Genomic DNA, 12,116 nt, shown 5'->3' with positions numbered 1-12,116 from the left:
GAGGTTCACATATGTTGGTCGTATCCGCTCATCCCTGGCCCCTCTCCGCCGTAGTGCTAGCAGAAGGCGTCTCTCCTCGCGGTTTGACGCCCCGAATAAATCGGAGGGTACGTTGTTCCTGAAGCTTCACACCATGCCGTTGCCAGCATCGCATGTCCAGGTAGGGAACGGTTGGTGGAACAACCGGTTTCATCAGTTCATAAGTCCTCCTGTGAAACAGAAATCCATGCGACTTGCAGGTCGCACTGCCGAAATACCATTGTTTGCCCTTGCGGGTTTGATGCATCTCGGGGTCGCGCGCCTTGTCCGCGTTCTTGGTCGAACTGGGCGCACCGATGATGGTGGCATCCACGATGGTGCCGGTGCTGAGCTTGAAGCCTCGAGCCTGCAGTTCCAGCATGCGCTCCAGGCCAATGGGCGGGCGTCCGTTGCCGGCTTTGGGATAGTGCGGCGCGATGACTTCGCACAGGGCTGACCATGGCACGATCGCGTCCATGGTCTTGAGGAACTCTTCCCGCCGCGTGGGCTTGCGGAACTGTTCGAATCCCAATCCTTGATCGGCTGCCATCGCCAGGCTTTGTTGTTTCATCGTCAAGTAACGCCTCTCCCTCAATTGCCGTGGACCTTAATCAGCATTGCCCTAAGTTAAGTAGTGAATGGGACGGACGGAATACCCGCCCCGGGGTGTGTGGCGAGCTGTTACAGCCTTCCCATATCGCCACGTTGGTAAGCGGCGGTTGCCGCGGTCAGGCTCTCCTGGCTTGCAAAAGCCATCGGCCCGTTGGAAAGAATGGGTTGGCGCAGCGGTTCGCCGATGAACACGGCGACCTTGGCCCCCCCGGCCTTGCCGACGAGTTTGTGCGTCGTCGCTTCGGTCGCGGGCGGCAGGATCGGGGCACCGAGGTCGTCGAGGCCGAAGCTCTCGCCATTGAGTTCCGCGCGGCCGTTGATCGGCATGAAGAAAGCGCGCTGACCCGCCGGCACCGGCAGGTCCAACTCAGCGCCGGCCTCCAGCGTGATGTCCAGCAAAGTCACATCGGTCGGCGGCGTCAGCGGCGATTGCACGCCGTCAAAGCTACCCAAGGGCACGCGAACCCGGACACCGGGGTGCTGCACCACAGGCACGTCCTGCGGGGCCAGGGTCAACGCGAACGGCGCGGCGTTCTGCCGATCCCGAGGCAGGTTGACGAAGATCTGCAGCAGATGCGTGGTGCGCCCCAGCACCGCCGGGTTCTCTTCATGGACCACCCCGCGTCCGGCTGCAGTCCAATGCAGGCCGCCCGGCTCGATCAGTGTCCTGTTGCCTTGCGAATCGCGATTGGCAATGCCAGTCTCCGAGTCGAGGAACAGGTAGGTCACCGCGGAGAAGCCTGCGTGCGGATGCGGAGGAAATGTGGGCGCGCTCATCCAGGCATGGTCGATGCCCATGAAGGGATCAAGCTGTGCGGGATCGGAGCCATGCAGGCGGAACGCCTGGAACTGGCTTCCCCGGTTGGCGTGCTGCATGCGAGCGATGGTGGTCATGGCGATTTGCCTTTCTTGGCTTAGGCGGTTTCGGCCACCGCCAGCGCCGGATAGTCGATGTAACCCTGGGCGGTCGGCGGCGCGAAGAAGGTGTTGCGGTCGGGGGCGTTGAGCGAAGCGCCAACACGGAAACGCTCCGGCAGGTCGGGGTTTGCGAGGAAGGCGCTGCCGAACACCATGGCGTCGGCCTTGCCCCCCGCCAGCACGGCTTCAGCGCTATCCTGGGTCAGCCCTCCGCCGATCAGGTACGCGCCGTCGAAGCGCGCGCGCAGCAGGGCGTGGTAGTCGACCTTCGGCGTGCCGAACAGGGCAACGTGCAGATAGGCCAGGCCCTGGCCACGCAGCTGGTCGACCAGATAGGTGTAGGTCTCTTGCGGCGCGGCATCCGTGATGCTGTTGTAGTTCATCTCCGGCGAGATATTGATGCCGACCCGGTCGGCGCCAGCCTCAGCCACCATCGCGGCCAGCACTTCCAGCACGAAGCGGGCACGGCCTTCGACCGAACCGCCGTATTGGTCTTGCCGCTGGTTGCTGCCCGAGGAGAGGAACTGCTCGGGCAGGTAGCCGGAAGCTGCATGCAGTTCCACGCCGTCGAAACCCGCGTCCATGGCACGGCGGGTGGCCTGGCGGTAGTCGTCAACGACGCTGGCGATTTCGGCCAGGTCCAGTTCACGGGGCGTGACGAAGTCAACCTGGCCGGCCGGGGTCCACGCCTGACCGTCGGGTTTGATGGCGGAGGGCGCCACGGGCGTTGCGCCACCGAGCAGCGAGGGATGCGAGACCCGGCCGCAATGCATCAGCTGCATGAAGATGCGGCCGCCGCGGGCGTGCACGGCCCCTCGGTCACCTTCTTCCAGGCGGCGACCTGGGCCTCGGTTTCGATTCCGGGTGTGTGCACATAACCCTTGCCCATGGCCGCAGGGAACACGCCTTCGGAGATGATCAGACCGGCACTGGCGCGCTGGGCGTAGTAGGTGACCGTCAGGTCGCTGGGAACGCCATCGCCATCGGCGCGTGAGCGGGTCATCGGGGCCATGACGAGACGGTTCGGCGCCATGTAGCGGCCAATACGAACGGGGGTGAGAAGTTTGTTCATGGTCAATTCCTTGGATGTGAATGCGATGGACGCATCTTCGATTAATCTACCGAAGAGATAAAGACGGTAAACTGGCAATCATTGATCCAAAAATGGCGCAATCCAGATGGAACTGCTGAACGACATGGCCTTGTTTGTGGAGGTCGCCCAGACGCGGAGCTTTCGGCGCGCGGCCGATGCCACGGGGGTGCCGAACTCGACGCTGTCTCGGCGCATCAGCGCTTTGGAAAAGGCCATCGGCCTGCGTCTCCTGCATCGCACGACCCGCAAGGTCGAGCTGACCGAAGCCGGACAGATCTACTACGAGCGCTGCCGGCGCATCGTCGACGAAGCGCGGATCGCCCACGAGCAGTTGGGGGAGATGCTGGCGCAGCCCAGCGGCGTGCTGCGTGCGTCACTGCCGGTGGACTTTGCCACCGTCTACATGGCGCCACTGATGGCGGAGTTCGCTCGCCGCTACCCAGGCATCACCTTTGATTTGGACCTCACGCCCCGGCGGGTGGATTTGGTCGGCGAACCCTTCGATGTGGCTATCCGCATGGGCGAGTCAGCGGATTCAAACCTGATTGCCCGTCTGCTGGCCCGCCTGTCGGTGCAGGTCTATGCCTCGCCGCGCTACCTGGAGCTCTCCGGCGAGCCAACGCATCCCGCCGAGCTGGCGCGGCACGAGTGCCTGGGCTTTCCCAAAGCCGGCAAGTGGGCACTGCATCGTGGAGCAGAAACCGTCGAGGTGGAAGTCGGGGGGCGGTTTCTGGTCAACAGCGTCGGCATGTTCCGGCGTCTGGCGACGCTGGACCTGGGCGTGATACTGCTGCCCGAGGAGATTGCCGCCGAAGACTTGGCGGCTGGCCGCCTGCGTCGGGTGCTGCCCGAGTGGCAGGGCAACCCGATTCCCGTTTACGCGCTCACCGAAACCCGTTTGCTACCGGCGAAGACGCAGCGCTTTATCGAATTTTTGCAGGAGCATTTGGGCCAGCAAGCCAGCCAACGCAGGTAAGGGTTGTCACGGTCAGAGACCGGCGGTGGTCGCCATCACGAACATCAGGAAGATGCCGTTGCACATAAGTGCCGGGAGCACGTCGGACCACAGGGAGGCCTCGCCGTTCAGGCGAGAGAGTTGCCACCCGAACATGGCAAGAGTGTGCGTGAAAAAACCGGGGCAGGCCATCGTTTTCAGTGGCGCAACAGGATGGCGGCCAGAACAAATGCGGCCATCCACAGCGTTTCGACCAGTAGCAGCACAAAGGGCCGCCAGCCGGCGCGGGCCAGTTGCCTGAATGAAGTCTTCACGCCCAGCGCGGCAATGGCAACGACCAGACAGGCACGCGAGACATCGTTCAGGCCGGTTTGCACCGCCGCCGGTACGCCGCCCATGGAGTTGATGATCACCAGACCGACGAACACCCATAGAAACCACGGCACCAGGGGCTGCTTGGCGTCGGCGGACGTGCTCTCGCTCGCCTCGCGCTGCCGCTTGAACAGACTGGACACCACCACCACCACCACAGCCAGCATGGAGACACGGAACAGCTTGACGATGGTGGCGTAGTCGCCGGTTTCCTGGTTCAGCATGTAGCCGGCGCCCACCACCTGCGCAACGTCGTGGATAGTGCCCCCCAGAAAAAGGCCAGCCAGCTCGGGCGGCAGGTGCAGCAGCTTGGCAACCAGCGGATAAATCACCATGGCCAGGGTAGACAATACGGTCACGGTCACCACCACCATCAGGGTGAAGCGTTCACTGTCCTTGTTGCGCGGCAACACCGCCGAGATCGCCAGCGCGGCCGACGCGCCACAGATGGCGACCGCACCGCCGGACAACACCGCTTGCGCGCGGTTCATGCCCAGACGACGTCCCAGCAGCACCCCACACAGCAGCGTGGTCACGACAGCGGCGATGACGATGGCCGCAGTGCTCCAGCCCAAGCCCGCAATTTGACTCGCCGTGATCCGCGCACCCAGGAGGCCGACGCCCAGGCGCAGCACGGTACGCGAGCAAAATTCGATGCCGGGCCTGGTGTTGGCGTCATGGCTGAGGTAGTGAAATCCCACACCAAAGAACAGCGCATACAAAAACTGGGGCCCGCCGTGCAAAGTGGACACCAGGGTGGCGGCCATCGCAATCACACAAGACAAGGCGATACCCGGGAGAAGTTGCAGCCGGTGCTGCGGCAACCAAGCGGGGTGGGCCGAGTCGGCGGCTGACGTTGGCGACAGGAAATTGAACACAGGAAAACCTCTTTCGAACAGCGCGCGTGGGGTACGCGCGGGAGGGTTATGCCCTCAATGAATTAGATAATAGGTAAAAGTCATTAAAGAAAAAAGCGGATAATATCGTTAAGAATGATCGATAAATTCAATCAGCAATCCTTCCAGCGCCTGCGCCTCAACCTGCGTCAGCTCGAAGTTTTTCTGGCCACGGCGCGCGGCGGCAGCACACGTGCGGCGGCCGACCGGATCGCACGCTCGCAATCTGCGGCCAGCACCTCGCTGGCCGAACTCGAGGCCGCGCTCGGCGTCGAACTGTTCGACCGCATCGGCCGACGCCTGCTGCTCAACGAGAACGGGCGCGCGCTGTTGCCCAAGGCCCAGGCCCTGGTCGAACAGGCGGCCGAAGTGCAAGCCCTGTTCACGGACGAGCACGCCGCACCTTTGCGGGTGGCTGCCAGCTTTACGATCGGCGAATATCTGTTGCCTAGCCTGGTGTCGCAATGGACGCAACTGCACCCCAAGAGCCAGATCCATCTGCGCATAGGCAATACCAGCGACGTGATAGCTGCGGTAGCTGCCTTGGACGTCGACATCGGCTTCGTCGAAGGGTCACAGACGCATGCCGACCTGGTCGTGCGGCCCTGGCTGGATGACGAAATGGTGATCCTCGCGGCTCCGGGTCATCCGCTGGCGAATCGCTGCGCGACGGCCCGCCAGTTGGCCGACGCCACCTGGGTGCTGCGGGAACACGGTTCCGGCACGCGCCAGATCGCGGATGAATGGTTGCTGAAAAACCTCGACCGGGTGCGCGTCGGCTTCGAACTAGGCAGCACCGAAGCGATCAAGCGCGTGGTGGCGGCAAGCGATGGCCTGGGCTGCCTTTCGCGCTACGCGGTGGCGCAAAGTGTGGCAGACGGGCACCTGGTCGAACTGCAAACACGCCTGCCCAGGGCAAGCCGCCAGCTCGCCATCGTGCTGCACCGCGAAAAGCGGCTGGGCCGCGCAACCACAGACTTCCTGGCGCACTGCAGCGCCGCCGCGTAGCACGGCGCCCGTCACAACCACTCAACAGGCCCTTGACGCATCTGTCCGGGGCGTACTTCGCCTCCAAGGCGGGGTCCCTCGTTTTCAGTGCAATAAGTGACGGATCCCGCCCAACTCGATGCTCGGTTCCAGCTGGACCGCGGGCTCGCGCATAGCTGTTTATCCGACTCGAGCAGCTGCCCGAGGTTCACGCAGGCCACATGACCCAGATTTCAGTCGAAGCGCATACAGTCGGCATGAAGTTTCAGCGGTGGCCGCTTAGAGATGACGCGTCATCTGTCCAGGCTGTAGCCGATATCTGCTCTGGTATTCTCGAAGTTACCGCTATTGGAAGCACATAACCTCATAACCTGGGTAACGTCATGAGCCTTCAAACACCACATGCCAGAGACGAACAATGCGTGCTGTTACGTTCAGTCTTGTTGGACTTGCATCGCACCTTGATCGAGCTCGAGCGACGCGAGTATGAAAAGGTGCATGGCAGGCAGTCAGCTGGCGACTTCCTGCAATTGGTTGCGTTCGGGGAGTCTATGCGGTGGCTGGAGCCCCTGAGTCGCTTGATCGTCATGCTTGACGAGGCACTGGACCCCAAGGGAGATCTCTCGATGGCGCCTGTGATCGTGGCGGAGCGAACGCGTCAGTTGCTGCGTTTGGACGGTGGGCAGGAGCAAGGGCCGGTCGATGATTTTTCATCTCACTACATGCGCCATTTCCATGGGTCACCTGATTTGGCCGTCGAGCATGCGGCCGTGCTCCGCGTCTTGAACGCGCAGCCGTAGAACCAGTGGTGCCAGCCATCCTTGGCAACTTGCGAGTGGGCTGCGATCCTGCGCCGCGCTGCCTTCACTGAGTACCCCCGCTAGCTTCGCCCCTGGATCTGGGTTTCCTGGATGCGGGCCGGCAAGTGGATCATCAAGTGGATCATCAAGTAGTCGATCAGGCTGCGCACCGATGGCAGCATGCCCGTGGCGGCGGGTGCCCTGGATCGGCATTCCCTCATTCCATGATCATGGTACTTACACACCGAGTGCATACTTCTTCAGTCCCTCGAGGTCCACTACCTCGATCGATCCGTATTGCACCCTTATCAAGCCGGCATTTTCAAGTTCATGCAAAGCGCGGTAGGCAGTCTGCCTCACCATGCCGGTAAGTCGACCAATCTCCTCTTGGGAAATGTCTATGCGGAGTTGCGTGTTCGGATAGAGCTGTGGGTTGAAGAGTTCGGCCAGGCAGTACGCCACCCGGGTATTCACATCCCCCAGGCGCAGGCCTTCGACCAGCGCCACGTAGTAGCCTAAACGGGCGTTCAGTTGGTCGATAAGCCAGCGGCTGAACGAATGGCTGTTATCCAGCAGCCAGAGAAAGGTGGCCCGCGGCACGAAAGCGACCGTGCTGTCGCGAATGGCCACGACGGCATACGGGCGCGGTTCGCCTTTCAGTACGGCTCCTTCGCCGAACCACGCGCCGCCGGGAACGCCGGCAAACGTCGTCGCCCGGCCATCGGCGGAAACCGTGTCAACCTTGACCAGGCCATCAACGACGGCCAGCCAGTGCTCAGAGGGTGATTCGCGAAGGCAAATCGTAGCCCCAGCCGTGAAGGTGCGCGTCACGGCGTCGCCACAGACACGATCAAACTGATCCTGGGAAAGTCCCTCGCGCCATGGAGACGAGGCGAGAAATTCCAGCAGTTTGTTGCGTTGTGTTGTCTGGTGAGCATTCATTTCGTTACCACCGATCGAAAGTTTTACCGATGAATGATCAGCTTGCAAGGCCGTCCAATCACCCCGAAGCAGTATCCGATGCTGGGTAGCGGCAGGACTGCTAACGATCGCAATACTAACCAGCAATGGCAGCGTCGCCAGGAATGTTATCCAGAGGACATTCATTTCCACCCATTTCTCCGACAATTTTCTCTCGGACCAAATCACGTACGTTTTCGATGGAATTTTGGTGACGACACACCAGATCGTGTTGATTAAATTTTTGCCTGGAAGATGAGTATGAGCAGCCGAATTGCCTCACCGCCAAGTATCCCGACCGACGTGCTACGAAGCGCTGTTGATTGGGCACTTGTGACACGCCGTGCCACGCGCGCCTTCCTTCCTACGCCAGTTCCACGCACGGATGTGGAGGCTATCCTGGATGTGGCGCGGTATTGTGCTTCCGGGGTGAATACGCAGCCCTGGCATGTTCACGTCGTCATGGGGGCTGCAAAGCAGCGCTTGAGTGAAGCGATCATGCACATATATGACGATCCATCGCTGGCGGCCCAACTCGACGAACCCTACGACTACTACCCACAAGAGTGGATCTCCCCCTACATCGACAGGCGGCGCAAAGTCGGTTGGGACTTGTATGGCTTGCTTGGAATCCAGAAAAGTGACAAGGAGCGCATGCATGCTCAGCATGGCTGCAACTACCGCTTCTTTGGTGCCCCGGTCGGACTCATGTTCACCATTGATCGGGGCATGGGGCGGGGTAGTTTGATCGACTACGGAATGTTCCTGCAAAGCATCATGGTCGCTGCACGGGCACGCGGCCTTGACACCTGCCCCCAGGCGGCGTTCACCACGTTTCACCGCATTATTTCCAGGGAGTTGGCTATTCCGGAGCAGCAAATGTTTGTCTGCGGCATGAGCCTGGGTTACGCGGATCCCAGCCGCATTGAGAACTCACTCGTTACCGACCGTGAGGTGGTCAGCAATTTCACCACCTTTCACGAAACTACAAATAAGGAGACAGAGTCATGAGTGCAAAAGCCTACGCAGAGGGCCTTGACAGGAATGCCGCTAACCATGTACCTCTGACGCCGCTAAATTTTCTCGATCGTACCGCTGACGTTTTTCCGCATCGAACCGCCATCATCCATGGAGCCTTCCGGCAGACTTGGGCTGAAACACGCGACCGCTGTTACCGTCTCGCTTCCGCGCTCGTCAAGTTCGGAATACAAGCTGGCGATACGGTGTCGATCATCGCGCCGAACACGCCCGCCATGCTGGAGGCTCACTTCGGCGTTCCTTTGTCAGGGGCCGTTCTCAATGCGATCAACTGTCGCCTTGACGCTGACGGGATTGCGTTCATCTTGCGCCACGGTGAGTGCAAACTGTTGATGGTGGATCGTGAATTTTCTCCGCTGGTAGTTAAAGCTCTTCAAGGCGTACCCAACCCACCCCGTGTGATAGACATCAACGATCCCGAGGCGCCTGCCGGCCCTGCCATCGGCGAGACCGATTACGAGTCATTTTTGGCCAGCGGAGACCCGGCATTCCCCGGCCGTTGGCCAACTGATGAGTGGGCACCGATCGCGCTCAACTACACATCAGGCACGACGGGTGACCCCAAAGGCGTGGTGCCAAGCCACCGGGGTACCTACCTCATGAGTCTCCTGCAGATGACCGACTGGGCACTACCGCGCGCGCCGGTCTATTTGTGGACGCTGCCGATGTTCCATGCCAATGGCTGGTGTTTTACCTGGGCGATCACCGCAGCGGCAGGCACGCATGTGTGCCTCCGCAAGGTGACGACGGCTAATGTCTTCACGGCTATTTCGGAACACGGCGTTGATCACTTCTGCGCCGCGCCGATAGTGATGGCTGGCATTGCGAGTACACCGGAGACGGAGCGCCGGCCGCTGCCGCGCCGCGTGCGTGTATTGACAGCCGGGTCTCCTCCGCCCGCGACGGTTCTTGAGGCCGTCAGGGCCATGGGCTTTGATGTGGACCACGTCTTCGGCATTACCGAGATCTCCGGCACTCCGGTTAGTTGTGCCTGGCAGGCCGAATGGGACGAGCTACCCGCTGACCAGCAAGGTCGCCTTCAAGCACGCCAAGGCGTGCGTGCAGCAGCCCTGGAGCATCTTCGGGTTGCCGACCCTGACACACTCGAACCCGTACCAAGAGATGGCGTCGCCACGGGCGAAATTCTGATACGTGGCAACACCGTGATGATGGGCTATCTGAAAAACCCTGGTGCTACCGCCAAGGCTTTTGCGGGCGGCTGGTTCCACACGGGCGACGTGGCTGTCGTGCATCCGGACGGCTATATGCAGATCACGGACCGCTCGAAGGACGTCATTATTTCTGGCGGAGAGAACATATCGTCGGTAGAAGTGGAGGAGGTGCTGTACCGGCTCGCCGGTGTGCTGAATGCCGCGGTAGTCGCGCAGCCTGACGACAAATGGGGCGAGGTGCCATGTGCCTTCGTGGAACTCAAACCGGATGCGCCGCTCCTCACTGAGGCCGATGTGATCTCATTTTGTCGTGACCGCCTGGCGCACTTCAAGTGTCCCCGTCGCGTGGTATTTGCAGAGTTGCCGAAGACTGCCACGGGCAAGATTCAGAAGTTCCGCTTGCGCGAACTGGCTGGCAGCCGCAATGCGATTACACAGTTGGCTGCATGAGTGTAGGGCTGCGAAGGGGTACCCGGTTGCGGGGAGTCAGGATGTCCGCTCTGGGCGGCGGATTCAGCGGCTGCTGAATGCGATCTGGTAGGCAATCCCTATCTAAAGGTCTCCGCAGGCGGTTTGCCTTGTTTGCACCTGGTCCGCGCCCGGCTTAATTGCTCGGACCTGCTGCCAGCCCTTAAAAGCGTTGTCGTTCAAACGACAGATGTGCGACTACGCTGGGTTTTAGTAGGAATCGAACGAACGCTGAGGCAAGTGATTTCGTGGTCTGTCGCTCGTGAACGCATCAACTGATACCGGTTTTAATTAAGAACCGCTAACAAAACCCTCCTGGCGTCGTTGTGCCGCCTTGCCGTGCTAGAGCACTGTCTACGGCGGCACGCCTATCCAGGACCGCTTCGCTGGGTTTTGTTCGCGGCTCTAAATCAGTATTGAACTTTTTTCATCCACCCCTGTCAGATTCCCTTTTTAACGGAGGGAATCCATGACTTTTGCCAACAGCAACGAATTCACTGCACGCGCACTCTCAGTCCTGCGCATAGTTTCGGCTTATTTGCTTATTCAGCATGGCGCGGCCAAGCTGCTGGGCTTTCCTCATGTGGCCTTTTTTGACGGGCTGCAGATTTTTTCCATGCTCGGTGCCGCAGGCGTCCTTGAACTCGTTGGCGGTGCGCTGCTGTTGATCGGCTTGTTCACGCGTCCCGTGGCTTTTGTGTTGTCTGGCTTGCTGGCGTTTGCCTACTTCATCGGCCATGCGTCCAAGGGCTTTGTGTTGTCGCCCATGCTCAACCAGGGTGAGTCTGCCGTGCTGTTCTGCTTTGTCTTTTTGTTCCTCGCGGTGGCAGGTGCCGGCGTCTGGAGCGTGGATGCCATGCGCCTGGCGAAGAAGCCTGCCTAAAGCCAGACCGTGCGCAGGACTGAGCAAGGGTCCGCCAGTAAATATTGAGTTCGACCTCGAATCGGACGAGGCCTGCATATCAATCTTGGTAAGCTGGTCCGATGCGAAGGTCGGCACACTCGCATACGAATCCGTCGGGTTAAATAAAGGTCCGTTGGCTGCCTGACGATCGTCGCTCCTGGGCCGCTCCTGGGTCGTTCTGGAGGGGCAATTTTTCAGACCGCTGCAAGCTCGCGGGCTCTCATTTCCCGAACATCCGGTCGCGTGCGTTTTCCAGATGCGCACGCATCGCCGCAGCCGCACCTGCTGCATCGCGGCGGCGCAGAGCCTGCACGATGGCTTCATGTTCGGTCTGCACCAGCTTGCGGCGCTCCAGGGTCTTCACCAGCGAGAGGTTTCGCATCAGGTTCATGCTGAACACAATCTGCGACTGTATCGACCCGATGGCCGAGGTAAAGAATTGGTTTTTGGATGCCCGCGCCACCGCCAGATGAAAGTCGAAATCTTCTTGAACACCCAGCGCATGTTCGGTAATGACGGTATCGAGCTGGCGAAACCTGTGCTCGATGTTGGCCAGGTCCGCCTCATCGGCCATGGTGGCAGCCAGCGCAGCAGCATGAGACTCGATCACGATGCGAAACTCATAGCAGCGCTGAATGTCCGAAATCGTTTCCAGTGGCGTGAAGCGCGACAGGTCCGGGTCGGGCCGACGGACCACCACCGTACCTGAGCCCTGGCGGGTGGCAATAATGCCGTCTGCGCGCAGGCGGGACAGTGCTTCGCGGACGGTCGGGCGTGATGTGGAAAAACGTGTGGTGAGTGCAAGCTCCGTTGGCAATTTCTGGCCTTCCACAAGTTCTCCTGCCACGATACGACCCAAAATGTCGCTATACACCCGGTCAACAAGACCGGTCGCTGGGGAACTGGCTGGCAGATGCTTCATG

The 12,116-nt window shown here is 60.7% G+C and carries 11 protein-coding genes and 2 pseudogenes; 6 read left to right on the top strand and 7 right to left on the bottom strand.

Annotation, left to right across the window (positions count from 1 at the left end; all coding sequences use genetic code 11):
- Nucleotides 1-247: 247 nt before the first annotated feature.
- From AC1DUB_RS25295 to AC1DUB_RS25285, 3 genes and pseudogenes are all read right to left on the bottom strand, one after another.
- Nucleotides 248-589, bottom strand: a pseudogene (locus AC1DUB_RS25295) (transposase); the annotation flags it as partial.
- Between the two features lie 110 nt (nucleotides 590-699).
- Complete coding sequence (locus tag AC1DUB_RS25290) at nucleotides 700-1,524, bottom strand: pirin family protein (protein ID WP_477731895.1); 825 nt, start codon at nucleotides 1,522-1,524, stop codon at nucleotides 700-702.
- A gap of 20 nt (nucleotides 1,525-1,544) precedes the next feature.
- A pseudogene (locus tag AC1DUB_RS25285) lies at nucleotides 1,545-2,620 on the bottom strand (alkene reductase).
- 106 nt (nucleotides 2,621-2,726) lie between these two features.
- Here AC1DUB_RS25285 and AC1DUB_RS25280 point away from each other — a divergent pair.
- Nucleotides 2,727-3,617 (top strand): LysR family transcriptional regulator, encoded by an 891-nt coding sequence (locus AC1DUB_RS25280; protein ID WP_477731894.1) that lies wholly within the window; start codon nucleotides 2,727-2,729, stop codon nucleotides 3,615-3,617.
- Between the two features lie 176 nt (nucleotides 3,618-3,793).
- On the opposite strand, the gene AC1DUB_RS25275 is transcribed toward AC1DUB_RS25280, so the two are convergent.
- Nucleotides 3,794-4,792, bottom strand: a complete 999-nt coding sequence (locus AC1DUB_RS25275) for a YeiH family protein (protein ID WP_477731899.1) — start codon at nucleotides 4,790-4,792, stop codon at nucleotides 3,794-3,796.
- A 168-nt stretch (nucleotides 4,793-4,960) separates the two neighbouring features.
- On the opposite strand from AC1DUB_RS25275, the gene AC1DUB_RS25270 reads away from it, so the two are divergent.
- The gene (locus tag AC1DUB_RS25270; RefSeq protein WP_477731893.1) at nucleotides 4,961-5,872 is read left to right on the top strand and encodes a LysR family transcriptional regulator; all 912 of its coding nucleotides are present in this window, start codon (nucleotides 4,961-4,963) and stop codon (nucleotides 5,870-5,872) included.
- 362 nt (nucleotides 5,873-6,234) lie between these two features.
- Complete coding sequence (locus AC1DUB_RS25265) at nucleotides 6,235-6,651, top strand: hypothetical protein (protein WP_477731892.1); 417 nt, start codon at nucleotides 6,235-6,237, stop codon at nucleotides 6,649-6,651.
- 80 nt (nucleotides 6,652-6,731) lie between these two features.
- Here the strand turns inward: AC1DUB_RS25265 and AC1DUB_RS25260 are convergent, their stop codons facing one another.
- A complete protein-coding gene (locus tag AC1DUB_RS25260; RefSeq protein ID WP_477731891.1) occupies nucleotides 6,732-6,872 on the bottom strand; it encodes a hypothetical protein in 141 nt (46 codons plus the stop codon).
- Between the two features lie 16 nt (nucleotides 6,873-6,888).
- Nucleotides 6,889-7,758: a Crp/Fnr family transcriptional regulator gene (locus AC1DUB_RS25255; RefSeq protein ID WP_477731898.1), complete on the bottom strand. Its 870-nt coding sequence runs from the start codon at nucleotides 7,756-7,758 to the stop codon at nucleotides 6,889-6,891.
- A 114-nt stretch (nucleotides 7,759-7,872) separates the two neighbouring features.
- Between AC1DUB_RS25255 and AC1DUB_RS25250 the strand changes: the two genes are divergently transcribed.
- The 3 genes from AC1DUB_RS25250 (at nucleotide 7,873) to AC1DUB_RS25240 (ending at nucleotide 11,172) form a co-directional block, all read left to right on the top strand.
- Nucleotides 7,873-8,622 (top strand): nitroreductase, encoded by a 750-nt coding sequence (locus AC1DUB_RS25250; protein WP_477731890.1) that lies wholly within the window; start codon nucleotides 7,873-7,875, stop codon nucleotides 8,620-8,622.
- Complete coding sequence (locus AC1DUB_RS25245) at nucleotides 8,619-10,271, top strand: AMP-binding protein (RefSeq protein WP_477731889.1); 1,653 nt, start codon at nucleotides 8,619-8,621, stop codon at nucleotides 10,269-10,271. Before AC1DUB_RS25250 ends, AC1DUB_RS25245 begins: the two co-directional genes overlap by 4 nt.
- A gap of 487 nt (nucleotides 10,272-10,758) precedes the next feature.
- Nucleotides 10,759-11,172, top strand: coding sequence for a DoxX family protein (locus tag AC1DUB_RS25240; RefSeq protein WP_477731888.1), 414 nt, complete (start codon nucleotides 10,759-10,761; stop codon nucleotides 11,170-11,172).
- Between the two features lie 241 nt (nucleotides 11,173-11,413).
- Here AC1DUB_RS25240 and AC1DUB_RS25235 read toward each other — a convergent pair whose 3' ends face one another.
- A complete protein-coding gene (locus tag AC1DUB_RS25235; protein ID WP_477731887.1) occupies nucleotides 11,414-12,115 on the bottom strand; it encodes a FadR/GntR family transcriptional regulator in 702 nt (233 codons plus the stop codon).
- Between the last annotated feature and the right edge of the window lies 1 nt (nucleotide 12,116).

It is taken from the genome of Polaromonas sp. P4_F9 (assembly GCF_056401235.1).
This window is presented reverse-complemented; position numbering and strand designations above follow the sequence as displayed.

What these genes read in the sequence shown, in the direction of transcription:
- AC1DUB_RS25270 (WP_477731893.1), top strand. Translation starts at nt 4,961, where the DNA reads ATGATCGATAAATTCAATCAGCAATCCTTCCAGCGCCTGCGCCTCAAC.
- AC1DUB_RS25240 (WP_477731888.1), top strand. Translation starts at nt 10,759, where the DNA reads ATGACTTTTGCCAACAGCAACGAATTCACTGCACGCGCACTCTCAGTC.
- AC1DUB_RS25245 (WP_477731889.1), top strand. Translation starts at nt 8,619, where the DNA reads ATGAGTGCAAAAGCCTACGCAGAGGGCCTTGACAGGAATGCCGCTAAC.
- AC1DUB_RS25235 (WP_477731887.1), bottom strand. Translation starts at nt 12,115, where the DNA reads ATGAAGCATCTGCCAGCCAGTTCCCCAGCGACCGGTCTTGTTGACCGG.
- AC1DUB_RS25280 (WP_477731894.1), top strand. Translation starts at nt 2,727, where the DNA reads ATGGAACTGCTGAACGACATGGCCTTGTTTGTGGAGGTCGCCCAGACG.
- AC1DUB_RS25260 (WP_477731891.1), bottom strand. Translation starts at nt 6,872, where the DNA reads ATGAGGGAATGCCGATCCAGGGCACCCGCCGCCACGGGCATGCTGCCA.
- AC1DUB_RS25265 (WP_477731892.1), top strand. Translation starts at nt 6,235, where the DNA reads ATGAGCCTTCAAACACCACATGCCAGAGACGAACAATGCGTGCTGTTA.
- AC1DUB_RS25250 (WP_477731890.1), top strand. Translation starts at nt 7,873, where the DNA reads ATGAGCAGCCGAATTGCCTCACCGCCAAGTATCCCGACCGACGTGCTA.
- AC1DUB_RS25255 (WP_477731898.1), bottom strand. Translation starts at nt 7,758, where the DNA reads ATGAATGTCCTCTGGATAACATTCCTGGCGACGCTGCCATTGCTGGTT.
- AC1DUB_RS25290 (WP_477731895.1), bottom strand. Translation starts at nt 1,524, where the DNA reads ATGACCACCATCGCTCGCATGCAGCACGCCAACCGGGGAAGCCAGTTC.